Annotated in this window: 30 protein-coding genes and 1 tRNA gene; 18 read left to right on the top strand and 13 right to left on the bottom strand. The window is 66.3% G+C overall.

Annotated features, from left to right (window positions below; translation table 11 throughout):
- Positions 1-78 precede the first annotated feature (78 nt).
- Entirely contained in the window at positions 79-591 is a 513-nt protein-coding gene (locus LAQ74_RS02305) for an FxsA family protein (protein ID WP_224334556.1), read from the top strand.
- Between the two features lie 129 nt (positions 592-720).
- Positions 721-794, top strand: a tRNA-Ile gene (locus LAQ74_RS02300).
- A 114-nt stretch (positions 795-908) separates the two neighbouring features.
- Here the strand turns inward: LAQ74_RS02300 and LAQ74_RS02295 are convergent.
- A complete protein-coding gene (locus tag LAQ74_RS02295; protein ID WP_224334553.1) occupies positions 909-2,324 on the bottom strand; it encodes an amidohydrolase in 1,416 nt (471 codons plus the stop codon).
- A 215-nt stretch (positions 2,325-2,539) separates the two neighbouring features.
- Between LAQ74_RS02295 and LAQ74_RS02290 the strand changes: the two genes are divergently transcribed.
- The 3 genes from LAQ74_RS02290 (at position 2,540) to yciH (ending at position 3,900) form a co-directional block, all read left to right on the top strand.
- Positions 2,540-2,779, top strand: a complete 240-nt coding sequence (locus LAQ74_RS02290) for a hypothetical protein (RefSeq protein ID WP_224334550.1) — start codon at positions 2,540-2,542, stop codon at positions 2,777-2,779.
- 328 nt (positions 2,780-3,107) lie between these two features.
- A complete protein-coding gene (locus tag LAQ74_RS02285) occupies positions 3,108-3,509 on the top strand; it encodes a type IV pilin domain-containing protein (protein WP_224334548.1) in 402 nt (133 codons plus the stop codon).
- 88 nt (positions 3,510-3,597) lie between these two features.
- Positions 3,598-3,900: a stress response translation initiation inhibitor YciH gene (gene yciH / locus LAQ74_RS02280; RefSeq protein WP_224334546.1), complete on the top strand. Its 303-nt coding sequence runs from the start codon at positions 3,598-3,600 to the stop codon at positions 3,898-3,900.
- Positions 3,901-3,935: 35 nt separating this feature from the next.
- Here yciH and LAQ74_RS02275 read toward each other — a convergent pair whose 3' ends face one another.
- A complete protein-coding gene (locus LAQ74_RS02275; RefSeq protein ID WP_224334544.1) occupies positions 3,936-5,222 on the bottom strand; it encodes a GNAT family N-acetyltransferase in 1,287 nt (428 codons plus the stop codon).
- A 124-nt stretch (positions 5,223-5,346) separates the two neighbouring features.
- Between LAQ74_RS02275 and LAQ74_RS02270 the strand changes: the two genes are divergently transcribed.
- The 4 genes from LAQ74_RS02270 (at position 5,347) to LAQ74_RS02255 (ending at position 7,368) form a co-directional block, all read left to right on the top strand.
- Positions 5,347-5,601: a DUF7996 family protein gene (locus LAQ74_RS02270; protein WP_224334542.1), complete on the top strand. Its 255-nt coding sequence runs from the start codon at positions 5,347-5,349 to the stop codon at positions 5,599-5,601.
- A 43-nt stretch (positions 5,602-5,644) separates the two neighbouring features.
- Positions 5,645-5,893, top strand: a complete 249-nt coding sequence (locus LAQ74_RS02265) for a DUF8006 family protein (protein WP_224334540.1) — start codon at positions 5,645-5,647, stop codon at positions 5,891-5,893.
- A gap of 103 nt (positions 5,894-5,996) precedes the next feature.
- Positions 5,997-6,872: a homoserine kinase gene (locus LAQ74_RS02260; protein WP_224334538.1), complete on the top strand. Its 876-nt coding sequence runs from the start codon at positions 5,997-5,999 to the stop codon at positions 6,870-6,872.
- A 43-nt stretch (positions 6,873-6,915) separates the two neighbouring features.
- Positions 6,916-7,368 (top strand): universal stress protein, encoded by a 453-nt coding sequence (locus tag LAQ74_RS02255; RefSeq protein ID WP_224334536.1) that lies wholly within the window; start codon positions 6,916-6,918, stop codon positions 7,366-7,368.
- Positions 7,369-7,404: 36 nt separating this feature from the next.
- Here the strand turns inward: LAQ74_RS02255 and pdxS are convergent, their stop codons facing one another.
- A complete protein-coding gene (pdxS, locus tag LAQ74_RS02250; RefSeq protein WP_224334534.1) occupies positions 7,405-8,313 on the bottom strand; it encodes a pyridoxal 5'-phosphate synthase lyase subunit PdxS in 909 nt (302 codons plus the stop codon).
- A gap of 115 nt (positions 8,314-8,428) precedes the next feature.
- Positions 8,429-10,087 carry a potassium channel family protein gene (locus LAQ74_RS02245; protein WP_425498503.1) on the bottom strand — a complete coding sequence of 553 codons (1,659 nt, stop codon included), beginning with the start codon at positions 10,085-10,087 and terminating at the stop codon, positions 8,429-8,431.
- A 128-nt stretch (positions 10,088-10,215) separates the two neighbouring features.
- On the opposite strand from LAQ74_RS02245, the gene LAQ74_RS02240 reads away from it, so the two are divergent.
- Positions 10,216-10,941: a DUF1405 domain-containing protein gene (locus tag LAQ74_RS02240; protein WP_224334522.1), complete on the top strand. Its 726-nt coding sequence runs from the start codon at positions 10,216-10,218 to the stop codon at positions 10,939-10,941.
- Positions 10,942-10,991: 50 nt separating this feature from the next.
- Positions 10,992-12,056, top strand: a complete 1,065-nt coding sequence (locus LAQ74_RS02235) for an enolase-like domain-containing protein (protein ID WP_224334520.1) — start codon at positions 10,992-10,994, stop codon at positions 12,054-12,056.
- Here the strand turns inward: LAQ74_RS02235 and LAQ74_RS02230 are convergent, their stop codons facing one another.
- From LAQ74_RS02230 to LAQ74_RS02210, 5 genes are all read right to left on the bottom strand, one after another.
- Entirely contained in the window at positions 12,057-13,001 is a 945-nt protein-coding gene (locus tag LAQ74_RS02230; protein ID WP_224334510.1) for an HFX_2341 family transcriptional regulator, read from the bottom strand.
- Between the two features lie 49 nt (positions 13,002-13,050).
- Positions 13,051-13,197 (bottom strand): hypothetical protein, encoded by a 147-nt coding sequence (locus tag LAQ74_RS02225; protein ID WP_224334508.1) that lies wholly within the window; start codon positions 13,195-13,197, stop codon positions 13,051-13,053.
- A gap of 91 nt (positions 13,198-13,288) precedes the next feature.
- Positions 13,289-13,456: a hypothetical protein gene (locus tag LAQ74_RS02220; RefSeq protein ID WP_224334506.1), complete on the bottom strand. Its 168-nt coding sequence runs from the start codon at positions 13,454-13,456 to the stop codon at positions 13,289-13,291.
- Between the two features lie 100 nt (positions 13,457-13,556).
- Positions 13,557-15,020, bottom strand: a complete 1,464-nt coding sequence (locus LAQ74_RS02215) for a sodium:solute symporter family protein (protein WP_224334504.1) — start codon at positions 15,018-15,020, stop codon at positions 13,557-13,559.
- Positions 15,013-15,228 carry a DUF3311 domain-containing protein gene (locus LAQ74_RS02210; RefSeq protein WP_224334495.1) on the bottom strand — a complete coding sequence of 72 codons (216 nt, stop codon included), beginning with the start codon at positions 15,226-15,228 and terminating at the stop codon, positions 15,013-15,015. Before LAQ74_RS02210 ends, LAQ74_RS02215 begins: the two co-directional genes overlap by 8 nt.
- A gap of 269 nt (positions 15,229-15,497) precedes the next feature.
- On the opposite strand from LAQ74_RS02210, the gene dnaG reads away from it, so the two are divergent.
- From dnaG to LAQ74_RS02195, 3 genes are all read left to right on the top strand, one after another.
- Complete coding sequence (gene dnaG / locus LAQ74_RS02205; RefSeq protein WP_224334493.1) at positions 15,498-16,889, top strand: DNA primase DnaG; 1,392 nt, start codon at positions 15,498-15,500, stop codon at positions 16,887-16,889.
- A gap of 47 nt (positions 16,890-16,936) precedes the next feature.
- Positions 16,937-18,601: a DUF255 domain-containing protein gene (locus LAQ74_RS02200; RefSeq protein WP_224334491.1), complete on the top strand. Its 1,665-nt coding sequence runs from the start codon at positions 16,937-16,939 to the stop codon at positions 18,599-18,601.
- Positions 18,602-18,664: 63 nt separating this feature from the next.
- Positions 18,665-19,468 carry a TrmB family transcriptional regulator gene (locus tag LAQ74_RS02195; RefSeq protein WP_224334490.1) on the top strand — a complete coding sequence of 268 codons (804 nt, stop codon included), beginning with the start codon at positions 18,665-18,667 and terminating at the stop codon, positions 19,466-19,468.
- Here the strand turns inward: LAQ74_RS02195 and mptA are convergent.
- A complete protein-coding gene (mptA, locus tag LAQ74_RS02190; RefSeq protein ID WP_224334488.1) occupies positions 19,465-20,397 on the bottom strand; it encodes a GTP cyclohydrolase MptA in 933 nt (310 codons plus the stop codon). The genes LAQ74_RS02195 and mptA overlap by 4 nt on opposite strands.
- A 226-nt stretch (positions 20,398-20,623) precedes the next feature.
- Here mptA and LAQ74_RS02185 point away from each other — a divergent pair, with 226 nt between their 5' ends.
- Positions 20,624-21,067 carry an ester cyclase gene (locus tag LAQ74_RS02185; RefSeq protein ID WP_224334486.1) on the top strand — a complete coding sequence of 148 codons (444 nt, stop codon included), beginning with the start codon at positions 20,624-20,626 and terminating at the stop codon, positions 21,065-21,067.
- Between the two features lie 35 nt (positions 21,068-21,102).
- Here LAQ74_RS02185 and LAQ74_RS02180 read toward each other — a convergent pair whose 3' ends face one another.
- From LAQ74_RS02180 to LAQ74_RS02170, 3 genes are all read right to left on the bottom strand, one after another.
- Positions 21,103-21,495: a DUF7124 domain-containing protein gene (locus LAQ74_RS02180; RefSeq protein ID WP_425498544.1), complete on the bottom strand. Its 393-nt coding sequence runs from the start codon at positions 21,493-21,495 to the stop codon at positions 21,103-21,105.
- An 81-nt stretch (positions 21,496-21,576) separates the two neighbouring features.
- Complete coding sequence (locus LAQ74_RS02175) at positions 21,577-21,786, bottom strand: DUF7979 domain-containing protein (RefSeq protein WP_224334482.1); 210 nt, start codon at positions 21,784-21,786, stop codon at positions 21,577-21,579.
- An 87-nt stretch (positions 21,787-21,873) separates the two neighbouring features.
- Complete coding sequence (locus LAQ74_RS02170) at positions 21,874-23,112, bottom strand: NAD(P)/FAD-dependent oxidoreductase (protein ID WP_224334474.1); 1,239 nt, start codon at positions 23,110-23,112, stop codon at positions 21,874-21,876.
- A gap of 245 nt (positions 23,113-23,357) precedes the next feature.
- On the opposite strand from LAQ74_RS02170, the gene LAQ74_RS02165 reads away from it, so the two are divergent.
- The 3 genes from LAQ74_RS02165 to LAQ74_RS02155 all read left to right on the top strand — a co-directional run bounded on the left by LAQ74_RS02165 (position 23,358) and on the right by LAQ74_RS02155 (position 26,138).
- Positions 23,358-23,957 (top strand): DUF6149 family protein, encoded by a 600-nt coding sequence (locus tag LAQ74_RS02165; RefSeq protein ID WP_224334472.1) that lies wholly within the window; start codon positions 23,358-23,360, stop codon positions 23,955-23,957.
- A 133-nt stretch (positions 23,958-24,090) separates the two neighbouring features.
- Positions 24,091-24,894 carry an ABC transporter ATP-binding protein gene (locus LAQ74_RS02160; RefSeq protein ID WP_224334463.1) on the top strand — a complete coding sequence of 268 codons (804 nt, stop codon included), beginning with the start codon at positions 24,091-24,093 and terminating at the stop codon, positions 24,892-24,894.
- Positions 24,882-26,138: an ABC transporter permease gene (locus tag LAQ74_RS02155; protein WP_224334461.1), complete on the top strand. Its 1,257-nt coding sequence runs from the start codon at positions 24,882-24,884 to the stop codon at positions 26,136-26,138. The genes LAQ74_RS02160 and LAQ74_RS02155 overlap by 13 nt, the downstream gene beginning before the upstream one ends.
- Positions 26,139-26,301: the final 163 nt, after the last annotated feature.

The raw sequence follows: 26,301 nt of genomic DNA, 5'->3' as shown, positions 1-26,301 counted from the left end.
GGACGCCCGCTGTCGACCGAAATCGCGCGACACCGTCACGTCACAAAGGCTATCAGGCCGGAACTGATACCCAGAGGTATGCGGACTCGCTGGATAATCGCGCTGCTGTTGCTCATTCCGTTTAGCGACGCGCTGTTGCTCATCCCCGTCGCAGAGTGGTTGGGTCCGTTGCAGACCGTCGCGCTCGTCGTTCTCACCGGTCTCGTGGGGATGATGCTCGTCCGCGCGGAGGGACGGACGACGCTCAGACGCATCCAACAGCGACTGGCAATCGGCGAACTCCCAGCGAACCAACTACTCGACGGAGGGTTGCTCATCGCCGCGGGAGCGTTCCTGCTCACGCCGGGGCTCGTCACCGACACGCTCGGGTTCCTGCTGGCGATTCCGGTGACGCGATACCCGATTCGGACGGTCATCAAGCGCTACGTCGTGAAGCCGTATCTCGACAAGCAGGCCGACGGCTTCGTCTCCGGCGGTGTCTGGACCGGCGGCTTCCCGTATCCGGACGAGGGTGACGACGTGTACGACGTCGACTCGAACGCGTACCGCTTCGACGATGACGGCGATGCGGGCACCGACCGGTCGAACTGATTTCTCGGCGTGGTGTCGGCAAAAGCCACCGGCGATAATCGGCAGACAGTAGTGCCACAGCCTACCGCCGTTGTGGGAAACAGAAACCCTTAAACAAAACACCGCGCAACTACTGAATGCGCTCAAGTTGGGCCAATAGCTCAGTCAGGTTGAGCGCTCGGCTGATAACCGGGAGGTCCGCGGTTCAAATCCGCGTTGGCCCATCCCTTTGGCGACGAAGGGCCGCACACTCCCCAGCCACCTAATCTCGTTTCCTACACCCGAGAGTCGCGGCGTCGTCCCCGTGAAATCGAACGTGAGAACTCGTCGAGCGACGCCTACCCCGTCACGTCGAACGGCGGTTCCGCGTCCTCGGGTAACGGCGTCTGGTACGCGTCACTCCCGATCTCGGCCTCGAACTCCTCGCGTGCGGCCGCCACTCTCTCGGGACTCGTCAGCAGATCGTACGTCGCCCCGCCGAGCACTTTCGCCGTAAACGCGACGCCCTTCAAGCCGAAGTCGCCGTTGGCGGCGACGACCTGCCAGGAGTGACCGGGTGCGCCGACGGGCCACGTCGCCGCCGTGAACTGGCCGGTCGGGGTGAGCCAACTCACGTCGGCGACTTCCGTCGATCCGTGGGTCTGGTGGTCGTGATCGAACGGTTCGACCGGGTCGGCGTGCAGCGATTTGTCTCTGATTTCGTCGTACAGTTCCTCGGGGAGGGTCGAGAGTCCGGACTCGATTCGGTCCTCGGGGACCGTCGCCTTGAGGTCGGCGGCGAACTCGTAGTCGGCATCGTCGTACGGAATCGGGCCGACGGACTGCATGTTCTGCCAGATAGTCGCTGAAACCACGTCGTTCGCCCGGTAGTCGTAACACCCCGTGAGGAACCGTTCGGTGACCTCCGTCTGCGTCATCAGCGCCGCCGCCTCGGCGATGTCGCGGAGCCATTCGGTATTACGCTCGACCTCCTCGCGTTCCGGGGCACGGACGTAGTGCCACACCGTCGCCTCCGCGGGGACGACGTTCGGCGCCTCCCCTCCGTTCGTGATGACGTAGTGCATCCGCGCGTCGTCGGAGACGTGCTCGCGCATGTACTCGACGCCGGTGTTCATCAGTTCGACGGCGTCGAGCGCGCTCCGCCCCGAGTCCGGTGACCCACCCGCGTGCGCCGCCTCGCCGTGGAAGGTGAACATGATGGAGTCGAGCGCGTTCGAAGAGCCCATCCGCGGCGTACTGAGGTCGCCGGGGTGCCACGTCAGCGCCGCGTCGAGGTCGTCGAAGACGCCCGCGCGGGCCATGTACGTCTTGCCGACGAGCGTCTCCTCGGCCGGACAGCCGTAGAAGACGACGGTCCCCTCGACATCGGACTCGTCGACGGCTTCCTTCACGGCGATGGCCGCACCTGCCCCGGCGGTGCCGAAGAGGTTGTGTCCGCACCCGTGTCCGGGACCGCCCTCCTCGATTGGGTCGCGTTCGGCTTCGACCTTCTGCGAGAGCCCCGGGAGCGCGTCGTACTCGCCGAGGATACCGATTTTCGGGTCGCCCTCGCCGTAGCTCGCGACGAACGCCGTCGGCATCCCGCCGACACCGCGTTCGACCTCGAACCCCTCGCCTTCGAGGAACTCGACGAGCGTCGCCGCCGACTGTTCCTCGTGGAGTCCCAACTCGGGTGTCTCCCAGATTCGCTCCGCGACGTCGACGAGGCGCGATTCGTTCTCGTCGACCCAGTCGAACACAGTTTCCTTGCTCATAGCTCACACAGGACAATACCACGCATAAGCCTGCGTGCCCCGGAACGCGTCGCCGGTTCGGGTGACCGCAAGAGAGTCGGCGACGGCGACGCGGAGCAAAAGACCTACTACAGCCTCCTTCTGATGAACGAGAGAAACTCCATGAGATATCGGCGGAGAACGTGCGAGGTAATGGGCAGAACCGACACGCTGGCACGGTCGACGGGAGGTCACCGATGAGCGACTCGCCGTCTTTCTACGACCCGGCGGACACCCGCTCGGACGTTCACATTCCCGACTGCGAGGTGTGCGGGTGCGACACGACGTTCATCGGCGTCACGCCCGCCGACTACGAGTACCACCTCATCCGAGATCACGACTATCTCTGCGGATTCACCGCGTCGCAGTTGCGATACGCCGTCGAGCGCGCCGTCGAACGGGCGGAAGCGCAACTGCGCGAGCGACGAGACGACTGAGCCGAGTGGCGCGCTCGGCGCGGAAGGCGAACCCTACCGTCCGTCTGCGCTCGAACCCGACTACCGGTCAATTCGACGAAATGAACTCGGAGCGCGATCCCGAAATTCGGGCCGTAGAGTACCGAACAGCCGATGGTATTTTTCTAGAGACTGTGTTTATGACTACAGTATCCAAGCCCTAAATTTATATGTAATGAGTTCATTCGGAGGAGTAAGACACACCAATGAGACAGAACGTATCCGGGCAGGATGTCACCGCCCGCGGCACACGGGTCCCTCGCATGGCGGGGTACAGTGCCTCCACTCAGACGGTGTGTTCGAGACAATCATGAACATCAAGAAATTGTTTAACGACGAACGTGCAGTCAGTCCTGTCATAGGTGTTATACTTATGGTGGCGATTACGGTTATTCTCGCGGCTGTCATTGGCACGTTCGTCCTCGGATTGGGGGATCAGGTTGGAAACAGCGCACCGCAAGCGAGCTTCGACTTCGATTACAGTAGTGACGAGGTAACGATTACGCACGACGGAGGGCAGGATCTCAAAGGGAGTGAACTTCGCGTTGAAGGTCTTGATGGTGTGAACTTCGACGACGAGTCAACCTTTGTCTCGGGACAAGAATTGGTTAGTGATGAGGATGTACCAGATAGTACCGAAACCATCCGTATCGTCTGGGAGAACCCAGCGGGCGGTTCCTCCACGGTCATCGCCGAGTCGCAGGTCCCGTAACCTTCAACAACCGAACTAGCAGTTTTCGTTATTTATCACGCAACAACCCAGAGTGACAACCCAAGTACTCTGAGGTCCTACCAACGATGTGGCAAAGGACAAAGACCTCGGTTCGATATCCGGCCTCCCGGACGAACTCGGCATCGACGACGACCTCGCGCGCACGCAACAGGTACTCACAGTATCCGTCGACACGCGGCGTTACGGCAAGCCCGTCACGCTCGTGAAAGGGTTCGAGGGGGACACCGACGTGAAGGAACTCGCCTCCACGTTGAAGCGGAAACTCGCCTGCGGCGGCACCGTCGAGGACGACGTTATCGAGTTACAGGGCAGTCACGAGAACAGAGTGCCCGACATTCTGCGCGAACAGGGTTACACCGTCGAAACCTGAGTTCCGACCGCGGTCGTCGCGCCGAGACCGCCGCGTCAGAAGGACTCGCGGAGGGAGACGTCTTCGGTCGGATACAGCGCGTCGAGCGTCGCGACGGCTTCCGCGGCGGCGGCATTGCTCGCGACCTCGGACGCCTCGATTCGACCGTCGTCCCGAAGCGCCCGCGCCGAGCGCGCACCCACGAGAATCTGTGAGAGCGCGCCGACACCGAGGCGGAGCGTCGGGGACGCATCCGTCGTCTCGCAGGTCGCCCGTCCCTCGGCGGCGCGAATCTCGAACGTGTCGTCGTTCCACGCGCAGCGGTCGTCGGTCACCGCGAGCGCGACGGAGCCAGTCGCGTCGGCGGCGAGGGGAACCGATTCGACCGCGGCGCGAACGTCGACGACGCGGATCATCGGCCCCGGGCGGCGTTCGACCGTCGCCGCGTCGGGGTCCGAGAGGCGGTAGAGCAGGTCGCTCCCGAGCGGGCCGTCGAGTCGAACGCGTCCGACCTGCGAGTCGTGGTCCCGACAGAATCGCAGCAGGTTGCGCCGGGCCTCGGCGTCGACGCCGACGAGTTCGCGGACCGCCATCGTCTTGCCGTCGGTCCCGTCGCCGTCGTCCTCGACGGTGTAGACGAGATACCCTCGCAGGTCGCCGTCGCTGTCTCTGTCGGTTTCGTCGCCGTCGTCGTTCTCCCAGCCGTAGACGTACGGCTTCGTTTCCCCCGACTGGAAGACCCGGTGTCGCCACCAGCCCTCGGTCCGCCTGAGCGCGAGCGTCTCCGTCGCCGCCTCGCGGTGGACGGCGTCGAGCGTCTCGTACTCGTCTGCGTCGACACGGCGGAACCGGCCGCAGGCGTCGGCCGCGTCGCCGGCGACCGACGAGAGCGCTCCCGGCGGCACCGTCGTCCGGTCGTAGGTGTTCGCCGTCGCCCACCCGAACCGCGCGTAGAAGGCGTAGTCGAACGGCCACAGCGCCGAGAACGGAACGTCCTCCTCGCGGAGTTCGGCGAGAAACGCGTCGAGCATCCGGCCGATGTGGCCCCGTCGCCGCGTCTCCGGCGGCGACGCGACGGCCGCGAGGCCGCCGACGCGCCGGGACGACCCGCGAACCAGCATCGAGAAGTCGTACCAGCCGCAGACTGCACGGATATCCGCCGCGTCGAGTTCGGCATCCGGCGTCTCCGCGTCGGCGCCCGCGTACACCGCCCGCGACGAGAAGATCTCGGGACGCTCCGGCGGGTCGTCGTCGAGGGCCGGCCTGTCTTCGGGACTGAACGCATACGCCATAATTCGTCGGACGGCGTCGTCGTGCGCCTCCGGCGGCGGTCGGTACTCCATGCCGGGGCGTCGAAGGCGGCGCACAAAGTCTTCGTGGTGGCGCGGGAGCGGCACGCACACGCTCGGAGCCGAGAGACGCCCCCGAAACCGAGTGATTCAGGGACGTCGAGAGCCAATCGCCCCCATGGCCGAAAGCGACGGCGGACACCTCACGCGGGACAACCTCCTGTTGATACTCATCCTCTTTACGGGCATCGTCGGATCAGGCATCGCGCGGCGGCTACTGGGCGAACTCGGCTACAACGGCGTCGGGAGAGTCGTCTTCGTGCTGGGCTACGGCGGGATGATATTCGCGCTCTGGTACGGCTGGATCCGTCCGCTCGACATCACCGGGCCCTCGGAACGCGAGCGTTCGGAACCTGAACGCAGCGAGCGGTAGAACGGAACTTTAATGCCCGGTTCCGGGCCACTTACGGGTAAGGATGCTCCTGCAGATCATCGACAGTTTCCTGCTCAACTACAACGTCGGGCAGGCGCTTCTGCTCGGCTTCGTCGTGCTGACGCTCGGGGCGATACCGCTGGGGTCGCGTCGGATTCTGGGAATCAATTTCGTCGTGTTCGGCCTCATCTTCGCGCTCACGCCGACGGACCTCGTCCCGGTGCACTACCTGTTTCTCGGCATCACGCTGATGGTCATCGGCCCGATGCTCTACGTGACGGCCAACGAGTGACCGGCGGACGACAAGCGAGGAGTGGCCAGCGACCGACGACGAGCGGGCGAACAGCGGCCCGCGCTTCGCCACCTTTTTCTCTCGACTCCGGATACCGCAGGCCATGATTACCGTGCGCGCGCCAGCGACCAGTGCGAACCTCGGAAGTGGCTTCGACGTGTTCGGCGTCGCGCTCGGTCGACCGGCGGACGTGGTCCGCGTCGAACGCGCCGACGAGACGACCATCGACGTCACCGGCACCGGCAGCCAGTTCATCCCCGAAGACCCCGAGAAGAACACCGTCGGGGCCGTCGCCGAGGCGCTCGACGCCCCGGCGCACATCCGCATCGACAAGGGCGTTCGCCCCTCGTCGGGTCTCGGGTCGTCGGCCGCCAGCGCCGCCGCCGCCGCCGTCGCGCTCAACGAACTGTACGACCGCGGCCGTAGCCGCGAGGAACTCGTCTCCGTCGCCGCCAAGGGCGAGGCCGTCGTCTCAGGCGAGGCCCACGCCGACAACGTCGCGCCCGCGCTCCTCGGGGGGTTCACGGTCGCTACCGACGGCGGCGTGACGAGCGTCGATACCGACGTGCCGCTGGTCGCCTGCCTGCCCGAAATCGCCGTCTCGACGCGCGACGCCCGCGGCGTCCTCCCCTCGGAGACGACGCTCGACGAACTCGTCTCGACGGTCGGCAACGCGTCGACGCTCACCGTCGGGATGTGTCGCAGCGACCCCGAACTCGTCGGCCGCGGGATGGACGGCCCGGTGGTCACCCCCGCCCGCGCGGCGCTCATCACCGGCTACGACGACGTGTACGACGCTGCGCTCGACGCGGGTGCGACCGGCGTCACCGTCAGCGGTGCGGGACCGTCCGTTCTCGCGGTCTGTCGGGAGCACGACCGCAGACGGGTCGCCGCCGCGATGGTCGAGACGTTCGGCGACGTCGGCGTCGACGCGCGGGCGTACCAGACCGAAGTCGGCGAGGGTGCGACGGTGCGCTGAGCGCGCCGGAACACTTTTCTCCGCGTCATGTAATCCACGAGTAATGAAACGCGCACTCGTCGCCGTCACGGAGTCGGAGCGCTCGAAGCGACTCGTCCGCGAGGCGGGCGAACTCGCCGCCGGCGTCAGCGCCGAACTCGTCCTGCTCTCGGTCACCGCGCAGTCGGCGTACGACGACACGCGGCAGTCGACCATCGACGCCGGCGCGCCGGAGTCGGCGTACTCGCTCGGCGACGCCCGTAAAGACGCCGAGGACCTCGCAGAGCGTGTCGCCAGCGAGGCGCTCGTCGCGGTCGACGTCGAGTACGAGACGGTCGGTGCGGTCGGCCGCCGAGCCGACCGCGTGCTCGGTATCGCCGACGAACTCGACTGCGACCATCTCTTTCTGGCGGGGCGGCGGCGCTCGCCGACGGGAAAAGCGCTGTTCGGCGACGCGACGCAGGAAGTGCTCTTGTCGTTCGACGGTCCGGTGACGGTGAGCCTCGGCGACGACTGAGAAACCGAGTCCGGTTCTACGCTCGGCGGCCGCCGTTCAGACGCCGCGGCCCTGCAGTTTCTCTTCCTCGGCCATCTCGCTGTTCGACTGGCCTTTCATCCCGCGGCCGACGTCGGTGGCGATGTCGGCGAGGCGCTCGGGGTCGTCCCAGTTGTTGACGGCTTCGACGATGGCTTCGCCCATCGCCTCGGGGTTCTCCGCGCCGAAGATGCCCGACCCGACGAAGATGCCGTCGCAGCCGTGGTGCATCATCAGCGCCGCGTCGGCGGGCGTCGCGATGCCGCCCGCGGCGAAGTTCACCACGGGGAGGCGGCCCATTTCGGCCGTCTCGTGGACGAGGTCGGCGGGCGCTTCGTGCTCGCGGGCCCACTTCTCGCGCTCCTCGTAGTTCTTGCCGACGAGTTCGCGGATGGAACCCTTGATGGTCCGCTGGTGCTGGACGGCCTGGTTCACGTCGCCGGTACCGGCTTCGCCCTTCGTCCGAACCATCGCCGCGCCCTCGTCGATGCGCCGCAGCGCTTCGCCGAGGTTTCGCGCGCCGCAGACGAACGGTGAGGTGAACTCGCGCTTGTCGATGTGGTACTCGTCGTCGGCGGGCGTCAGCACCTCCGACTCGTCGATCATGTCGACGCCGAGCGCTTCGAGGATCTGCGCCTCGGTGTGGTGACCGATGCGCGCCTTCCCCATCACCGGGATAGAGACTTCGTCGATGATCTCGGTGACGTTCGTCGGGTCGGGCATCCGCGCGACGCCGCCGCGCTTTCTGATGTCGGCCGGGACGGCTTCCAGCGCCATCACGGCGACGGCGCCCGCGTCCTCGGCGATGCGAGCCTGCTCGCGCGTGACGACGTCCATGATGACGCCGCCTTTCTGCATCTGTGCGAAGCCTCGCTTGACGAGGTCGGTGCCGCGCTTGAGTTCGGTGAGGTCTGTCTCCTCGGCCATACGCGGACGTAGGAGCAGGTTCACTTATGGGTGTCCTTCCGGCAAAACGGCGTCGCGACGGGGTCGTGTGCGGTATCGTACAGTTATCGCAGCGGCGCCGTCGGCTCCCGCGTTCTCACGGGGCGTCGACCGTTCGCTCGAACTCCTGTATCGCCTCGTCGCTCCCGGCGACGAACATCTCGTCGCCCGACTCGATGACGGTCTCTTCGTCGGTCCGTACGCCGCCGTCGCGAGCGATACCGACCACCGTCCACTCCCGGTCGGCGTCCCGGCGGGCCGCCCCGAGCGCCTGGCCCACGAACGCCGACGCGTCGGCGCGGACCAGCCGAATCTGGCCGACTGGGTCCATCACCCGCTCGCCGTGGACCTCCGCCGCGACGAGTCTGGCACAGAGCTGTTGGACGGAGAGCACGTAGTCGGCTCCGGCTCTGAACGCCGGTGCGGTCTTCTCGGTGTCGGTCACGCGAACGAGAATCTCGACGTCCGGAGCCAGAGAGCGGGCCATCGCCGTGGTCAACAGCGCGTCGGCGTCGTCGTCAACGGTGACGATGAGCGCCGAGGCGTCCGCGACGTCGGCGGCACGGAGCGTCTCCGGTTCGGTCACGTCGCCGACGACATCCGGGTCGGCGTCCGCCGATTCGTCGACGCTCGTCACCGAGACGCGCTCGGGGAGTGCCTCCACGGCGGCGCGGCCGCCCTCGCCGAGCCCCGCGACGACGATTCGCTCGTGTGCGGAGCGAGAGGGGTCTCGAACGCCCGCCACCTCGTGAGTCACCTCGTCGATGGTGTGTGCCGGCCCGGCGACGACGAGCACGGTGTTGGCGGTGAGTCGGTCGGTCGGCGACGGGGGCACCCGGAGTTCGCCGTCGAACCAGCCCGCGACCAGCGTGAGGTCCGGGTGGGTGGCGAGCGGCGACTCCCCTATCTCGACGCCGTGAAGCGAACTGCCTCGGCGGACGAGCACTTCGCGAATCGTCACCGACGTGTCGCCGACGCCGCTATCGACGGTGACGGGCGTGGTCGCCTTCTCCGCCAGCCGTCGACCGATGAGCGCGTGCGGCGCGACGCTCCGGTCGACGCCGATCTCCGCGAACGCCGCCTTGCGACGCGTCGAGTCGGTGAAGCTTATCACCCGGAGGTCCTCGTTCGCCTCCAGCGCCGTCAGGACGACGCTCGCGGTGCGCGTGCCGGCGTCGGTGATGAGCGTCGACGCCTTCTCGATGGAGGCGCGTGCGAGGTCGTCGCGGTCCTCGGGGTCGCCGTTTATCGCCTGGTACCCCTCGTCGGAGAGCCGTTTCGCCTCCTCCCGGTCGGACTCGACGAGCACGTAGTCGACGTCGAGCTCTTCGAGTTCGTCGAGCAGCACCTCGGTGTCGCGCTGGTACTCGGCGACGACCACGTGATTATCTTTGACCGAGAGGCGGTCGTCGAGCATCAGCGGCGCGCGCTCGAACAGCGGGATGACGAGCACCCGCAGCGTGACGAACCCGATGACGACGCCGGTGACCTGCATCGTGGCCACGAAGAGGTTCATCGCCGGGGTTCGCCACGGGGAGTCGGCGCCGTAGCCGGTCGTTGTCATCGTCTCGATGACGACGTTGAGCGCCTGAAAGAGGGAACGCGGGCGGTTTTCGAGCGTTCGCATCCCCCAGAAGTAGAGGAGGGTAAACGCGGCAATGATCGAGACGAGACCGACTCCGTAGCCGAGCACCAGGCGCTGGCGGCGGGTGAGGTCGCTCGGACGGAGTCCCTTCAAATTGCGGAGTTCACGCATTCCTGAATCTGTCTTCCAGTTGGTGGCCCACTACGAGGTAGTTTGGGGCGGGAGGGGGCGCGAAGAAGTCCCAGCCGACGTGACGAGAGACCGCTACGCCTTTGCCGACTCCATCCAACTCAACGGCCATGTCTCTCGTGCGTGACGACGCTCACGGACTGTTCGGCGGCGACGGCCTCCCGTCGCCGGACGGGCTTCCGCGGTGGCTCGCCCCGCTGCCCCGGTGGTTGGAGAACTTCGGGCTGAACCTCGCGTGGGTCGTCGTCGCCATCAACCTCGCCGGGACGGCGTTCGGCTTCTGGTACTACCGCTTCCAGTTCGCGGAGACGCCCGCCGTCATGTGGCCGTTCGTCCCCGACAGCCCGGTGGCGACGCTGTTCATCGCGCTGTCGCTCGCGCTCTGGAAACTCGGCCGCAACAACGAGTATCTGAACGCGCTCGCCTTCTTCGGCTGCTGGAAACTCGGGTTCTGGACGCCGTTCACGCTCGTCGTCTTCGCCGACGGCTTCCTCGCGTACACCGCGATTCCGATGTACCTCTTCCTGTTCTTCAGTCACCTCGCGATGGTCGTGCAGGCGTTTCTCGTCCATCGATACTCGGACTTTCCGGTCGGTGCCGTCGCCGTCGCCGCGCTCTGGTACGGCTTCAACGACGTCGTCGACTACTTCGTCCCGATCGTCGGCGACCCGCATCACACGAGCCTGCCGTTCGCCGACTTCACCGCCGTCTACGGCGACGTGACCGCGCTCCAACTCGCCGCGGCGGGGGCAGTAGCGCTGACGCTGACGGCGACGTTTCTCGCGCTGGCGACGCGGGTGAAGAAGTTCGAGGTCGGCGCGCTGGGCGGTCGATAGCCGACGATAGCGCGCCACAGAGTTAACCGACCGGCGAGTCAACTGCCGCCATGGCGCTCTACGACCGACTGTCGGACCTTCCGCTCGTCGTCGACGACACGTCCCGCTCCCGCCGCGAACGAGCGACGTCGAGCGGGTTCACCCGCGCAACCACCGTCTTCGCGCTGCTGGGCGACGGCGAGACCGGACGCGGCGAGGACGTGACGTACGACGCCAAGGACCACGACGCGCTCGCGGACGCACCCGCCTTCGACTTCACGGGCGAGTACACCGTCGCGGAGTTCTCGGCGATGCTCGACGAGACGGACCTGTTCCCGACGAAGGAACCGGAGCGCGAGACGGGGCATCACTACCGGCGGTGGGCCGTCGAGAGCGCCGCGTTGGACCTCGCGCTCAAGCAGGCGGAGACGACGCTCGGCGAGGCGGTGGGCCGGGAGTACGACCCGGTCCGGTTCGTCGTGAGCACGCGCCTCGACGGCGAGGACGGCCCGAGCGCCGACCGAGTCGAGGAGCTGCTGACCGCCTACCCGGGGACCGAGTTCAAACTCGACCCGACGAGCGACTGGGACGACGACCTCGTCGCCGACCTCGCCGACACCGAGGCGGTGCGGATCCTCGACCTGAAGGGGTACTACAGCGGGACGACCGTCGACCAGGACGCCGACCCGGACCTGTACGAGCGCATCTTCTCGGGCTTTCCCGACGCCGTCGTCGAAGACCCCGCCGTCAACGACGAGACGGAGGCGATGCTCGAAAGAGAGAGGCACCGGCTCTCGTGGGACGCGCCGATAACCGGCGTCGAGAGCGTCGAATCGCTCCCGTTCGAACCGCGGTGGCTCAACGTCAAGCCGTCGCGGTTCGGCACCGTCGAGTCGCTGCTCGAAACCGTCGAGTACGCCGAGGAGCGCGACATCTCGCTGTACGGCGGCGGCCAGTTCGAGTTGGGTGTCGGTAGACCGCAGATTCAACAACTCGCCTCGCTGTTCTACCCGGACGGACCGAACGACGTCGCGCCGGGCGAGTACAACGACCCCGAGGTGCCGACGGCGGCTCCGACGAGTCCGCTCGACGGCGTCAAACCGACCCGCGGGTTCGGGACGGTCGAGGAGTCGTAACTACGGTTGGCCGCCCGGTTCCTCGCCGGTGTGGGCGCGAACCCACAGTTCGCCGATACGCGAGAGCCGCGTCCGGTGGGATTTCCCGCGTTCGTCGCGCTCGATGTACCCCTTCCCGCCGGGACCGAGTCGGTCGACGTTGTAGATGACCTTCGAGCGGAAGCTGTCGGTGTACTCCTCGTTGAGTTCGCCCGCCAGCGTCTCGGCGAGTTCGGAGACCGACTCGAAGACGCCGTGGTCGCCGAGCGTGAAGAGGATGAGCTCCTCGAACGGTTTGACGTTCGAGAAGGAGGCGACGGGAAGTTCGACGATGTGGCGCTCGCCGATGCGTTTCGCGCCGATAGTCGTCCCGCGTTCGTCGAACTCCGAGAGCAGTTCCGTCGCGGCGTCGAGTCGTTCGCGGACGCGGTCCGCGTCGAGTTCGTCGTCGTCGAGCAGGTCCGAGAGTAGCTCCCGATTGGCGCGGAGCTCCTCTGCCAACTCCGTCTCCAGATACTTCTCGGGAGCGGTGTAGTAGGTGTGTATGCGCTCTCTGTCGTCCTCCCGTTCGACCATGATGGAGTGGGCGGCGGTGGCGAACGCGAAGGAGACGGGTCTGGGCATCGCGCTGACGTTCACCCACACGTCGCCGTCGGAATCTCGGGTTTCGTCATCTTCGGCGCCGGTTCCACGGTCGAGTTCGGCGTTGATGAGGTCGTACGCCTGCTCGAAGGCTGCGTCGTAGTCGTAGACGTCCGCGAGGACGAGACGCTCGGTGGCTGCACCGAGCAGGTTCTGGAAATCCTTCTCCAGTTTCCCCGAGAGGCGTCGCGAGTACTCGACGTTGGCCTCGCTGCCGACCGCGCCCTCGAGGAGAATCACCCTGTCGACGTCTAACTGGTCCCGGATGAGCGGGGCGATGAGCCGGTCGTAATCGAAGCCGACCGGCACGATGTGGGTCTGCATAGCTCTTCCTTGGCCGGAGTGCGGTTAAACGAATGTGGTTCGGAGAGCGTCAGGCGGATACTGAGAGGTCCATGTGGACGCCACCACGGACGTAGTCGACGCCGATGAACGCGAGTCCGAGCGCGCCGAGCGCGCCGGCGACGAGAAACGAGAACCCCGAAAAGCCGAGACAGCCGACCCATAGCCACGCCGTCACCTGGTGTAGCGACCCGCCGAACGCGAGGCTACCCGTAGTGACGAGGAGGAGGCCGGTTCCGAGGAGGGAAAACCTACCCTGTGATACGCCGTCACGGATAGTGAGCAGCGCTGTACCGAGGGTTCGATGCCGAGTGACAGGGGAACGGCTCGCCGTCCCGCTCGTCGAGCATCGTCACCCGGAACGTCTCGTAGTGCGAGACGGCCCAGTCGGGGAGGTCGCCGCGACGGAGGCGGTCTCGGAGCGTCGATTGGTCCACGAGCGTCTGTAGCCCGGGGTCGTTTATACACCGGTGAAGGAGCCACAGAGATTGTAAGCTTCGGACGCGCTCGACGGAGGATTAGACGGTCAATGAGCCGTCAGTCCGCGCTCAACCCCTCCGTAAACGTCGCCTGCTTCTCGTCGGGGGCGGGTGAGGTGACCGCCGAGACGCCGACGGTGAGCACCAATCCGAGAATCATCCCGTATAGTGCGGCGTCCCACCCGAAGTACGTCGTCGGGAGCGGACCGAGCGAGTGGAGGACGTAGAAGGCTTGACTGCCGACGAGACCGGCGTACATTCCGTTTCGGGTCGTGCGCGTCCAGTACAGCGAGACGAGCACGGGGAGCGCGAGTTGTGCGAACCCGCTGAACGCGAGGTCGCCGACGTCGATGAGCGACCCCGGCCGGAAGAGGCTCGCGGCGAACGTGCCGGCGGCGAACACGCCGACGCCGACGCGGGCGACCCACCCCTCCTTCGCCTCGCTCGCGTCGGGTTCGACGAGGGGTCGGTAGAGGTCGCGCGTCAGGTACGACGACCCCGACAGCAGCATCGAGTCCGAGGAGGACATCATCGCGGCCATCGCGCCCGCGACGACGAGCGCCGCGAACCAGACGGGCGTGTACTCGTTGAGGAGCACCGGGATGACGTTCGCGCCCTCGGGCACTTCGATACCGAGACCCGCGGCCCACGTGCCGAGCATGAACGCCGGGACGAACAGCAGCACGACCAGAATCGGCCACAGCGCGAACGACCGCTTCAGCACGCGGCCGGATTTCGCGACGAAGAAGCGCTGGTTTATCTGCGGGAACATCGCCACGCCGAAGGCGATGGTGACCGCCGTCGAGACGATGTACTGCGGCGTGTAGATACCGCCGCCGAGCGCCAGTTCGTCCGCGTCGAACCCGGCGTAGGCGGTCGCAGGACCGTCGATAGCGACGAGCACCCAGCCGACGGCGATCCAGACGATGCCGAGCATGAAGATACCCTGCACGGTGTCGGTCCACGCAACGCCGCGGAGTCCGGCGGCGGCGACGTAGACGACCATGAAGACGGTGATGAGCGCCGCGCCCGCCCAGTACGGTATCTCGCCCGCCGTGAGACCGACGATGGCCTCGCCCGCGCCCATCTGCTGGAGCATGATGTACGGGAACAGCCAGAAGAGGCTGATACCGGCGACCAGCGCCCGGAGGCCGGTCGACCCGAAACGGTCGCCGAGCATCTCGCCGAGCGTCACGTAGCCGCGGGCGCGCCCGACGAGCCACTGCTTGTAGCCGAGCGCGTACCAGAGTATCGCGAAGAGGATGCCGTCCATGAGGCCCATCACGAGAATCCACTCGGGACCCGCCGCGTACGCGAGGTTCGGGCCGCCGAAGAACGTGAACGCCGACAGCAGCGTCGCGAACGTCGTGAACAGCAGGACGACCGTCCCGAGCGAGCGACTGGCGAGATAGTAATCCTCCGCCGCGCGGTCGGTCAGGCGGTAGGCGACGAGACCCACCGCGAGCGCGACGACCAGATACGCGCCGATGACGCCCACCTGGACCGCGAGCGAACTAACCACGGGTCACCCCCATCCCGCGGTCCCACGCACCGCGGGTGAACGCGTAGAAGACGACGCTGGCGACGCCCATCCAGCCGACGTGCCACCAGAGCCACAGCGGCAGTCCGGCGACGACGCGCGCGTCCCCCCAGAGGAACCACGGGACGGCGAAGACCACGAGTAGTGCAAATACCACTATCCACAGGTAATCTGTTTTTTGTCGCGTCACGTTCGGGCATAGATAACTGCAGAGTGATAAATACTGCTAGTTACGTTCGATTAGATACTTTGAAGAATATTTCTCTTAGTATAAGCCGATTGCCTGGATGGCGACTGTCGGCGGTGTCGAGGCTCTCACGCGGGACGACACGCGCGGTGACCCGCGCTCACCGCCCGGAAGTGCGACAGCTATATCCCGCCTGCAAAACTTATATACGGGGGTGTGGACGGCGGTATCCGCCACATTTCACATCAATATCAATCATCGGTGATTCAATCATGGAAGACACTGCGAAATATCTGATACACGCTTCGGTCACCGCCGACGGGGTGGTCGAGCGGAGCGACGTGGTCGGGGCGGTCTTCGGGCAGACCGAAGGCCTCCTCGGCGACGATTTGGACCTTCGCGACCTCCAGCAAGGTTCGAAAATCGGACGCATAGATGTCGAAATCGACAGCGAAAAGGGACAGTCGTTCGGGCAGATAACCATCGCGAGTAGTCTCGACAAGGTAGAGACCGCAATTCTCGCGGCCGCGCTAGAGACTATCACGCGCGTCGGGCCGTGTCAGGCACACGCGGAGGTCGTCGACATCGAGGACGTCCGAAGTGCTAAGCGCCGCGAGGTCGTCGACCGCGCGAAGGAACTGCTCTCGGAGGCGTTCGACGACAGCGTGATGACGAGTCGCGAGATTCTCGACGAGGTGCGCGAGAGCGTCCGCGTCGAGGACATCACGGAGTACCACGGGTTGCCCGCGGGCCCGCGCGCCGCCGACTCCGACGCCATCGTCGTCGTCGAGGGGCGCGCGGACATCCTGACGCTGCTCCGCTACGGCATCAAAAACGGCGTCGCCGTCGAGGGGACGAACGTGCCCGACGCCATCTCGGAACTGACCGAGAACCGGACCGTCACCGCCTTCCTCGACGGCGACCGCGGCGGCGAGCTCATCCTCCGCGAGCTCGCACAGGTCGGCGACGTCGACTACGTCGCCTTCGCGCCGCCGGGACGCTCCGTCGAGGACCTCGCACGCCACGAAGTGATGGCGGCGCTCCGCGGGAAGGTGCCGTACGACGCCGTCGCCGACGACACCGACGTTCGCTCGTCGGTCGCGGCGACCGACGGCAGTTCGACGCCCGCTCCGGAGGGGTCGTCGGACCCTCGAACGGAGTCGTCGGAGACGACTGACGCTCCCGCGACTCCCTCCCCCGCTGTAGGGGAGACGACTGAAACCGAATCGACGGACACCGAATCGACCGACGCGAGCGCCGACGAATCCGCCAACGGCGACGGCAGTAACTCGGCGGCGGGCGTCGACCCCGACGCGGGTGCGGACGACGGCGCCGCCCAGCCGTCGCTCCCCCCGGAACCGAAGAGCCTCAGAGAACACGTCGGGGAGGTCGTCGACGATGCCAGCGGTGTCGCCCGTCTGCTCGACGCCGACCTGGACCCGCTCGTCGAAGTCGCGGCCTCGGCGGCGTTCGACGCCCTCGTCGACGCCGATAGAGCACCGTACGCCGTCGTCATCGACGGCGAACTCGACCAGCGGCTCCTCGACGTGGCCGCCCAGCGGGGCGTCGAACACGTCGTCTCGCGGTCGACCGGCGAGTTCGTGAAGAAGCCCGTCGGCGTGCGGGTTCGCACCGCCGCGCAGTTACAGGGCGCGAACGCGTAGGCGCGAAACCTCGAAGCGCTTACCCCCGATGCTCTCCGAGGGCGTGTATGGACGACGAGACGCGCGTCGACTGGCGCGAGTGGGGACCGGCGGCGTTCGCCGAGGCGGCCGACGCCGAGCAGCCGCTGTTGCTGTCGCTGTCCGCGACGTGGTGCGCCGGCTGTCACGAGATGGACGCCGAGACGTACGCCGAACCGCGTATCGCCGCGAACGTCAACGACGACTTCGTCCCCGTCCGCGTCGACGTGGACCGCCACCCGCGCGTCCGTGAACGCTACAACGTGGGCGGTTTCCCCTCGACGGTGTTCGCGACGCCCGCCGGGACGATTCTCTCGGGCGCGGGCTACCTCGGGCCCGATGGGATGCGACAGGTGCTCGACAGCGTCCGCGAGGCGTGGGCCGACCGCGGCAGCGACGCCGGGCGCGTCCCCCGCGCGCTCGCCGACGACCCGACGCCGGTCGGTGAACTCTCGCCCGCTATCGAGGCGTACCTCGCGGGGCAACTCGGTGAGAAGTACGACGACATCCACGCCGGGTGGGGCGATGACGCGAAGTTCCCGTTGCCGCGCACCGTCGAGTTCGCGCTCAAACGCGAGCGGAGTCAGGCGCTGCGGACGCTCGACGCCGTCCGCGACCACCTGTTAGACAGCGTCTCTGGCGGCTTCTACCGCTACGCGAGCGGCCGCGACTGGAGCGGTGTCCACCACGAGAAACTGCTCGACGTGAACGCCGCACTCGTCCGCGCGTTCGCCGACGCTTACCTCTACACCGGCGACGACGCCTACCGCCGCCCCGCCGAGCGAACCATCGACTTCCTCACCGACGACCTCTGGACCGGTGTCGCCGTCGGCGGGAGCGTCGGTCCGGCGAGCGGGAGCGACTACTACGCGCTCGACGCGGAGGGGCGCGCCGAGGCGAGACAACCGCGCGTCGACCTAACCGCGTACGCCGGCGGCAACGCCCTCGCCGCCGAGGCGATGCTCACCTATGCGGGCTACACCGACGACGCAAGCGCGAAAAGATACGCCGAACGGCTGCTCGACTTCCTCGAAAGCGAGTTGATCGACGCCGACGGCGCGGTGACGCACCACCGGACGGGCGACGAGCGCGGTGAGTCGCTGTTGCTGGGCGACCACGCCCGCGTCGTCGCGGCGTTCGCGCGTGCCCAGCAGGTGCTCGGCGAGGGGCTTGACGTGGCCGAAGCGGTCGCCGACAGGACGATAGCGGAACTCCACGAGGGCGGGTCGTTCCTCGACGGTCCGCGCGAGGGGCCGGGGCTGCTCGACAGGCCGTTCCGACCGCTGGACGACAACGTCGAGATGGCCGGGGCGCTCTGCGACCTCGCGGTTTTGAGCGGCGAGCCGCGGTATCGCGAGGTCGCCCGCGAGACGGTCGAGGCGTTCGCCGGGGCCGCCGACCGTATCGGCGTGCAGGCGGCCGACTACGGCGCTGTGGCGGCGCGCCTCTGCCGCGACCCGCTCGTCGTCGCTGTCGCCGACGACCCCGAGAGCGACCTCCACCGGGCGGCGCTGCGCGTCGCCGACCACGAGAAGGTCGTCGTCCCGAACGCCGATTCGCTCCTCGCCGACCGCGACCTCGAACGCGGCACGGCGACCGTACTCGTCGGCGAGACGGCGCTGTCGGCGTCGACGCCCGACGAACTGATGGCACAGGTGTCGGCCGCGACGCGACGCCACGACGCCGACAACTGAGCGCTGCGGTCTTCCCGTGTAAACGTCCGGTGTGTTTATGCCCTCGGCGTGAGAGTCTCAAGCATGGTGAGCCTTCGAGACCTCGGACTGTCCGAGTACGAGGCGCGGTCGTATCGGGCGCTCCTGCGAACCGGGCCGACAACTGCCAAGGAGTTGTCACGGGCTAGCGATGTACCGATGGGTCGCATCTACGACGTGCTCAACAGTCTCGAACAGTACAGTCTCGTCCGGAGTCAGGCGGCGAGTCGGCCGAAGAAGTACGTCGCCGTCGAACCCGACGCCGCGCTCGACCGCCTCCTCGACGACAAGCGCCGCGAACTCGAAGAGAAGGCCCAACAGTACGAGGGTATCGTCGACGAGTTGGTCGACGAACTCGACGCGGGTGAACCCGTCGAGGGGCAGTTCTGGACGGCCGCCGTCGGTCCCGCCGAGACGATGGACCTGCTCGTCGAGCGCCTCGCGACGGCCGACGACCGCATCGTGATGGTGGCGGCGACGCCCTCGCCGCAGTTCGACCTCGGGACGGTGAGCGAGGCCGTCGTCGACGAACTGATCGCGGCGCTCGACCGCGGCGTCTCCGTCTCGCTTCTGATGACGCCCGAACTCGTCGCGACGCTCCCGCCGAGCGTCGGCGAGCGCTACACGGAGGGGTTGTCCGACCATCCGGAGTTCGCGGTTCGGACGAGCGAGAACGTTACGGGGACGTTCAACCTCATCGACGACGTGGAGGTGTGCATCGAGGTGCCGAACCCGCTGGACCCCGGCGAGGCGCTGGCGATGATCGACCTGAAAGACCCCGAGTTCGCCGCCGACGTTCGCGCCGTGTTCGAACCGCGCTGGGAGTCCGCGGATCCGCTCTCGTTTTAGCGTTCGAGTTCGAGTTCGTTTCGCAACTGCTGCATCGTCACTTCGCGTTCGGCGTGGGCGTTGTGCTGGTGGATGGACTCGTCGTTCGACTGCTTCATGTGGATGACGGCGTCGTCGGGCAGTTGGTCGAACCGGTCGACGGCGTCCTCGGCCATCGAGCGCACGCAGTCCTCGACGAACTTCGCGTTCGCGTGCGCGTGGAAGGTCATGTGGTCCTCGTCGGGGCGTTTGGCGAGGTTGTAGATGCGTGCGCTCATCGAGTCGCGGGCGACGTCGATGATATCTCCGAGGTCGACGTCGGGCGACCCCTCGCTCGTCACGGTGAACGTGGCGTGGCCGCGCTGGGAGTGACCCGGTTGCGGGACCGCGTCCAGAAACGCCTCGACCGTCTCGTCGTCGACGCCGAGGTCGACGAGTTCCTCGCGGGCGCGGGAGGCGGACATCCCCTGCGAGCAGGGACAGACCGTCATCCCGGTGACGCGTGCACCGATCTCCTCTCGGGTGCCCTCCTCGGTGGCGACGGCGCTGGCGATGATGGTCGCGGTGCCCTGCGTCCGCTTGTCGCTGGCGGGCGTCCGCTCGCGCGTGACGAGTTCGGCGGTCATCCGAACGTCGGCGGTGGAGGTGTACTCGTGTTTCTCCAGCAGTCGTTCGGCGGCGTCGCCGCAGACGTCCTCGACGCGGTAACTCGGTTCCTCGACGGCCGCTTCCAGCGTCTCGTCGATGACCTCCATGTTCCGACTCATGTCCGCACCCTTGCGGCTCGCCGGGAGGTCGACGAACACCTCGAACTCGGCCATCAGGACGATGGGCCGCTTCCCGTCTCGGGCGAGTTTCACGAGCTTCTCGACGCCCGTGACGCCGACCTGACTGAGTCCGACGGTGACGTCGGGCTGGCTTGCCTGCACGTCAGGCAACTGGTGACTCATTAGGTGTACTCAAGGACCGTCCGCGATTAGTGCTTTCGATAGCGTCACTCGGTGGATACGCGGCGAGTACCGCCCGCAGACGGCGGTCGACGCTAAATTCGGTCGACTGCCGGGATAGTCGACTACGGGCCCGACCGGCAGTCACTCTCCGAACTCGTACTGTGTCCGCCTCGGTGAGATGTGCTGGCTTATCTCAGTTCGTCGCCTACAGCCTGCGGCGATACGTATGACCACGCCGGAGGAGAACAAGGAAATCGTTCGCCGCTACTACGAAGAGGCGTTCAACGAGGAGCGAATCGGCCTCCTCGACGAACTAATCGCCGAGGACGTCGTCAACCACAACCCGCTGTCCGACGAGACGCTCAGCGCCGAGGAGGCGCGCGGCTTCGAGGGGTTCCGTCGCCATGTCGAGGTCGCCCACGAGGCGTTTCCCGACGCGACCGTGACGATAACGGAGATGGTCGCCGAAGGGGACACGGTCGCCGTTCGGTTCGTCTTCGAGGGAACTCACGAGGGTCGGTTCGGCGGCATCGAACCGACCGGGAACCGCGTCTCGGGGACCAACATGGGACTGTTCCGCATCGAAGACGGCAAAATCGCCGAGCGATGGCTAGAGTCCGACAATCTAGAACTGCTCGAACAACTGGGCGTCGCGAGACCGTCCGCGTAGTAGCGCGACTGCGCCTTTTTTCGCCGCGAGTCGGGTCACGGCCAGTCGTCGCGCGTTTCGCCGTCGAAGGGGTCTTCCTCGGGTGCGTCGCCGGCGAGGTCCCAGTTCGCCGCCTCCGCCGCCTGTTCGAGCGGCAGGTACTCCCAGTCGGTCGATTCGGCGCGTTCGCGGTCTTCCTCCGTGGTGCCGACGAACACGTGGCGCTCGGTGTCGAACTGCCGTTTGACGTTTTCGAGGCTCTCCTCGACGCCGCGCGGTCCCGAAAAGAAGTCCTGTCGGATGCGCTCTTTGCGCGTGAAGTTCGTCACGACGTACGTCGGTTTCTCGCTGACGACGCCGACGTATTTGGTCCACTGTCGAGCGTCGTTGAACACCATGTTCGGGTCGGCCAGGCGCTTGAGCGCCTCCAACTCGAACGCGAGGGTCATATCGTTTGAGCCGCCGCCTTGCATACCTTCCTGTCGTCGCCGTCGGCCGAAAACGGCTTCGGTCCGTCCGGCGGCGCTCGTTCAGTGGACGCGGTAGTAGTCGGTGAAAACGACGATGTCTCCGCTCCGAAGCCCGGAGACGGAGGCGGTGTTCGTGAGCTGCCCGTTCGCTGCTTCGAGGACGAGTTGCTGTGCGCTCTCGTCTAACTCGTCGAAGTGACGCACGCGCGCACCTGCCGGAACGGTATCCGTTCGTGTCGCGGCGACCGTCCTGTTCGTCGACTGTGCCATGCGCCAACTATTAGCATAGATGAGTATGAATCTTTTGGCAGCGCTACCGATTGCGAAAGACGGAGAGAGCCGACGAGAGGCGGCGGGTTACTGCTCTTGGGTCGCCGCGAGGTCGTCGAGGTCGATCTGCTTTTCGAGGAGAACCTCGGCCTGGTCGGCGACGACGCGCTCTTCGCGCATCAGTTTCTTCAGCGCGCTCTGCGCGGAGAGGTCGCCGATGAGGACCCCGCCGACGACTTTGCCGTCCTTGAACGCGATGCGCCGCCACTCGGTGTCGGAGTATTTTCGCTCTGCCTCTTCGTCGCCGATGGTCGGGTGGCCGAACGAGAGGAACGGGAAGTCGAAGTGGGTGATGGAGTACGACGAGACCCAGCGGAACTCCTTCTCCTCGCCGTGGACCATGTTGTAGCCCGCGATAGAGCCTTGTTCGCGCGCGCTGCCCCACGAGCCGTTCTGGGCGTACTCGCCGAGGATGGTGTCGTAGAAGCGTGTCAGGTCGCCCGCCGCGTAGATGTCGTCGACGCTCGACTGCATGTACTGGTCGACGACGACGCCGCCGTCCTGTTTGACGCCCGTTCCTTGGAGGATTTCGGTGTTGAAATTGAGACCGATGGCGACGCCCGCCCAGTCGCAGTCGTAGTGGTCGCCGTTCGGGTCGACAGCGCCCGTGACGTGGCCGTCGTCGTCGACCTCGAAGTGGTCGACGCCGCTGTCGAAGACGGGGTCGACGCCGACGTCACGCATGGCCTCGTGCATGATTTCGGCGCCCTGCTCCGAGAGCGCGTAGCGCCACCAGGCGTTACCGCGCATCAGGTACTTCGCGGAGACGCCCTGTGCGCCACAGATGGCCGCGAGGTCGATACCCAGGAGACCGGCACCGACGATGACCGCGTTCTCGCCCGCGTCGGCGGACTCGCGGATGCGGCGGGCGTCCTGGAACGTCCAGAAGTGGTGGATTCCCTCCGCGTCGGAGTTGTCGACCGGCAGTTGTGTCGGCGTCCCGCCGGTGGCGACGAGCAGTTTCTCGTACGCCAGCGTCTCGTCCTCGTGGGTCGTTATCTCGTGGGCGTCGGGGTCGATGTGCTTGACGAGCGTGTTGAGGCGCAGGTCGATGTTGCGCTCGTCGTACCAGGACTCGTCGTGGATCGAGATGGGCGCTTCCGGCAGTTTACCTTTCGCGAACTCTTTGATGAGAATCCGATTGTAGAGGGATTCACCCTCGTCCGTGATAACGGTGACTTCGGCGTCCGGTGCCTCCTCACGGAGCGTCTCCGCCGCGGAGCTCCCCGCGATACCGTCGCCGATGATCACGTACGATTCGGTCATGTGAGGGAAGTTCGTAACGGGGGTTAATGTGGGTTGCTATCCCGAGTATCCTCGCCCCGCGACGCGCGGGAGACGCTCGCAGACCCTCGACCGTGCTCCGTCGGGTGGGCGTCGGCGACGACGGCCCGTGCTCGCGGACCGCCGTGGTCGAGACGCGCGCGGGAGGGGCCGAGTGGCGACCGTAGGCCGTTCGCGAACGCGACTCGCGCGCATGGTTGAAGTTCACCCGGTTCTAACGACCGTCTATGAAACTCCGCCAGAACGTTCGACATTTCGCCGCCAAGCAAGCGCTCACGATGCCGGTGGTCGGTGACATCGCCACCCGGAAACTCGTCGACCTCCACGTGAACATCTTCGGGAAGAAGGCCGAAGAAGGTCGCCGCGAGGAGCGTGAACCGCACATGGCGGCGTTCTTCGAGTGCACGTTCGACACGTACGTCGCCGCGCTCGACGCCGGGTTCCCGGAGGCCGAGGCGCGCGAGATCACACACGTCCAGGCGAACTTCGACTTCTACAACCACGGCTGGACCGAGATGATGGAGTTCCCCGCCGACGAACTCGAAGCCCACTACGAGCGCTACGAGGAGTTCTTCCGGCGCTACGACATCACCATCGCCGACCCGCTGGGCGAGTTCCGGACGCGCGAGATTCCCGACGCGCCGTCGACGCCCGAGAGACTCGACGACCCCGAGCATCCGCACGCCGAGGGCGGCTTCGCCGACGACGTGTACGTCGAAGGCGACGACGGCGAACTCCAAGTCGGCGGACAGGCGGAACCCGAGGACGTGGACGTGCGCGCGGCGCCGGGGATGCAAGACCTCGACGAGGAAGACGAACACGCGTAGGCGAACAGTCGTTCGGAAAGGACGTTTCTGGCCGTCGATTATCAGCGATAGTGAAGCGTTACCCGTCGAACGCCTCCGGTATCGAGACGCGACAGCCACTACATCTTTTGTGCCCTACCCTCGTTTAGCGTGTATGGACGCGCACACCGACGGCGAGAGAACGGACGACAACGCCGTCGTGTCACTATCGGGGGTGTACAAAGTGTACGAACTCGGCGAACCGGTGCCGGTGCTCCACGACGTCTCGCTGGACGTACCGCGAGGGTCGTACACCGCTATCATGGGACCGAGCGGCTCGGGCAAGAGCACGCTTCTCAACCTCATCGGCTGTCTGGACACGCCAACGGCGGGCGAGATATACATCGACGGGACGAACATCTCGAAACTCTCCGACTCCGAGCGAGCGCGAGTCCGCGGCGAGAAGATCGGGTTCGTCTTCCAGACGTTCAACCTGATGCCGCGACTGACGGCGCTGGAGAACGTCGCGATGCCGCTGTCGTTTCGCGATGTCTCTCGCGAGGAGCGGACCGAACGGGCCGAGTCGCTTCTGGCGGACGTCGGGCTCGAAGGTCGGGTCGACCACAAGCCGACCGAGCTGTCGGGCGGGCAGCGCCAACGCGTCGCCGTCGCCCGCGCGCTCGTCAACGACCCCGCGATAATCCTCGCCGACGAGCCGACCGGGAGCCTCGACAGCGAGACGAGTCGACAGATAATGAACCTGTTCGAGAGTCTCTACCAGCGGGGCAACACGATTCTGATGGTGACACACGAGCGCGACATCGCCGAGCACGCCGAACGCATCGTCCACGTCCTCGACGGCGAGATCGAGCGCGTCGAAGAGCTCGGCGAGAAGCGCCGTGTGCCGACCGTCGACGAGGGCGAGCGCGTCCAGAACCCGGGAGAAGAGACGCCGGAGGGTGAAGCGTGGACCTCTTAGAGAGCCTCCGGATGAGCTGGCGGAGCATCGTCGGCCACAAGCTCCGCTCGACGCTGACGACGCTCGGCGTCATCATCGGCGTCGCCGCCGTCATCGCGTTCGTCACGCTGGGAGCGAGTCTGCAGGCGGACATCGTCAACACCATCGCCGGCGACAACCAGGACGTGATGTACGTCTCGGCGTCCTCGCAGACGCAAAGCGAGATCCCGCAACTCGGCCAGGGGGGGCAGTCGGTGTTCACCCAGCACGACGTGAGCCAAATTCAGGAGATAGACGGCGTCAGAGACGCCGTCCCGGTAGGCGGCATCGCGACGTCACAGGTGCGGTATCAGAACGACTCGGTCGGGAGGCAGTGGGTGACGGTGACGAGGCCGCAGTACTTCGAGCTGAAGGGCCAGCGAATCGTCGAGGGGAGGGAGTTCCGCCCCGGCGAGCGCGAAGTCGTGTTGAACCGACCGGCGGCGCAGATGTTCGCCCAGAACGTCACCGTCGGCGACAACATCACGCTCGCGCGGGCGGCGAACGGGCAGCCGATAAACGTCACCGTCGTCGGCATCGCCGAGGGCTCTCAGGACGGTGCCGGTGCGCTCACCGGAAGCGCGCGCCCGAGCATCTACGCGCCGACGAGTCCGTTCTACGAGCGAACCGTCGTGAGCCCGACGACGCAGCAACAACAGCGGGTGTACTCGCAGGTGTTGGTCAGTGCCGAGGGTATCCAGGAGATCGAGGCGGTCCAGGGGCGCATCATCTCGTATCTCACCGAGGAGTCCGACGCGCGGGTGCTCAAAGCCGAGGGCTACCAGTTCGAGGTGACGACGTACGACCAGCTCGTCGACCAGATTCGGCAGGTGAGTAGCACGTTCACCGCCTACATTACCGGTATCGCGGTCATCTCGCTCGTCGTGGGCGCCATCGGCATCGCCAACATCATGCTCGTCAGCGTCACCGAGCGGACTCGCGAGATCGGCATCATGAAAGCCGTCGGCGCGAAGCGCCGCGACATCATGCAGCTGTTCCTCCTGGAGGCGATCCTCTTGGGGTTGTTCGGCTCGGTGTTCGGCGCGCTCGTCGGCATCAGCGGGGGCTACGCCGCGACGGTGTTCATCGATCTCCCGCTCCGGATACGCCCCCTCTGGTTCGTCGTCGCCGTCGTCGTCGGTCCGCTCGTCGGCGTGGTCGCCGGACTCTACCCCGCCTGGAGCGCCTCGACGGTCGACCCGATAGATGCACTTAGACACGAGTAACGTTGTTCAACGCGACGTTTCCGCGTCGTGGCGACTCCGACGGACTCGGCGAATCCTGCCGCCGTCGTCGTCGACGTCGCACCGCCACGACGCCGTCGGCGACGTCACATCGCCACGCCGCCGTCGCTCCGACGCCCGAACCGTCCGCTCCCACCCGTAGGGG

Source organism: Haloprofundus halobius, from assembly GCF_020097835.1.
Classification (GTDB): domain Archaea; phylum Halobacteriota; class Halobacteria; order Halobacteriales; family Haloferacaceae; genus Haloprofundus; species Haloprofundus halobius.
Note: the sequence above shows the minus strand (reverse complement) of the source record. Positions and strands in the feature narration are given on the sequence as shown.

Bases quoted from the DNA above. Each gene is read 5' to 3' on its own strand.
- LAQ74_RS02260 (WP_224334538.1), top strand. From the start codon at position 5,997: ATGATTACCGTGCGCGCGCCAGCGACCAGTGCGAACCTCGGAAGTGGC.
- dnaG (WP_224334493.1), top strand. From the start codon at position 15,498: ATGGAAGACACTGCGAAATATCTGATACACGCTTCGGTCACCGCCGAC.
- LAQ74_RS02235 (WP_224334520.1), top strand. From the start codon at position 10,992: ATGGCGCTCTACGACCGACTGTCGGACCTTCCGCTCGTCGTCGACGAC.
- LAQ74_RS02295 (WP_224334553.1), bottom strand. From the start codon at position 2,324: ATGAGCAAGGAAACTGTGTTCGACTGGGTCGACGAGAACGAATCGCGC.
- LAQ74_RS02240 (WP_224334522.1), top strand. From the start codon at position 10,216: ATGTCTCTCGTGCGTGACGACGCTCACGGACTGTTCGGCGGCGACGGC.
- LAQ74_RS02185 (WP_224334486.1), top strand. From the start codon at position 20,624: ATGACCACGCCGGAGGAGAACAAGGAAATCGTTCGCCGCTACTACGAA.
- LAQ74_RS02165 (WP_224334472.1), top strand. From the start codon at position 23,358: ATGAAACTCCGCCAGAACGTTCGACATTTCGCCGCCAAGCAAGCGCTC.
- LAQ74_RS02270 (WP_224334542.1), top strand. From the start codon at position 5,347: ATGGCCGAAAGCGACGGCGGACACCTCACGCGGGACAACCTCCTGTTG.
- LAQ74_RS02305 (WP_224334556.1), top strand. From the start codon at position 79: ATGCGGACTCGCTGGATAATCGCGCTGCTGTTGCTCATTCCGTTTAGC.
- LAQ74_RS02285 (WP_224334548.1), top strand. From the start codon at position 3,108: ATGAACATCAAGAAATTGTTTAACGACGAACGTGCAGTCAGTCCTGTC.
- LAQ74_RS02290 (WP_224334550.1), top strand. From the start codon at position 2,540: ATGAGCGACTCGCCGTCTTTCTACGACCCGGCGGACACCCGCTCGGAC.
- LAQ74_RS02265 (WP_224334540.1), top strand. From the start codon at position 5,645: ATGCTCCTGCAGATCATCGACAGTTTCCTGCTCAACTACAACGTCGGG.
- LAQ74_RS02255 (WP_224334536.1), top strand. From the start codon at position 6,916: ATGAAACGCGCACTCGTCGCCGTCACGGAGTCGGAGCGCTCGAAGCGA.
- mptA (WP_224334488.1), bottom strand. From the start codon at position 20,397: ATGAGTCACCAGTTGCCTGACGTGCAGGCAAGCCAGCCCGACGTCACC.
- LAQ74_RS02245 (WP_425498503.1), bottom strand. From the start codon at position 10,087: ATGCGTGAACTCCGCAATTTGAAGGGACTCCGTCCGAGCGACCTCACC.
- LAQ74_RS02195 (WP_224334490.1), top strand. From the start codon at position 18,665: ATGGTGAGCCTTCGAGACCTCGGACTGTCCGAGTACGAGGCGCGGTCG.
- LAQ74_RS02180 (WP_425498544.1), bottom strand. From the start codon at position 21,495: ATGACCCTCGCGTTCGAGTTGGAGGCGCTCAAGCGCCTGGCCGACCCG.
- LAQ74_RS02230 (WP_224334510.1), bottom strand. From the start codon at position 13,001: ATGCAGACCCACATCGTGCCGGTCGGCTTCGATTACGACCGGCTCATC.
- LAQ74_RS02275 (WP_224334544.1), bottom strand. From the start codon at position 5,222: ATGGAGTACCGACCGCCGCCGGAGGCGCACGACGACGCCGTCCGACGA.
- pdxS (WP_224334534.1), bottom strand. From the start codon at position 8,313: ATGGCCGAGGAGACAGACCTCACCGAACTCAAGCGCGGCACCGACCTC.
- LAQ74_RS02170 (WP_224334474.1), bottom strand. From the start codon at position 23,112: ATGACCGAATCGTACGTGATCATCGGCGACGGTATCGCGGGGAGCTCC.
- LAQ74_RS02160 (WP_224334463.1), top strand. From the start codon at position 24,091: ATGGACGCGCACACCGACGGCGAGAGAACGGACGACAACGCCGTCGTG.
- LAQ74_RS02175 (WP_224334482.1), bottom strand. From the start codon at position 21,786: ATGGCACAGTCGACGAACAGGACGGTCGCCGCGACACGAACGGATACC.
- LAQ74_RS02200 (WP_224334491.1), top strand. From the start codon at position 16,937: ATGGACGACGAGACGCGCGTCGACTGGCGCGAGTGGGGACCGGCGGCG.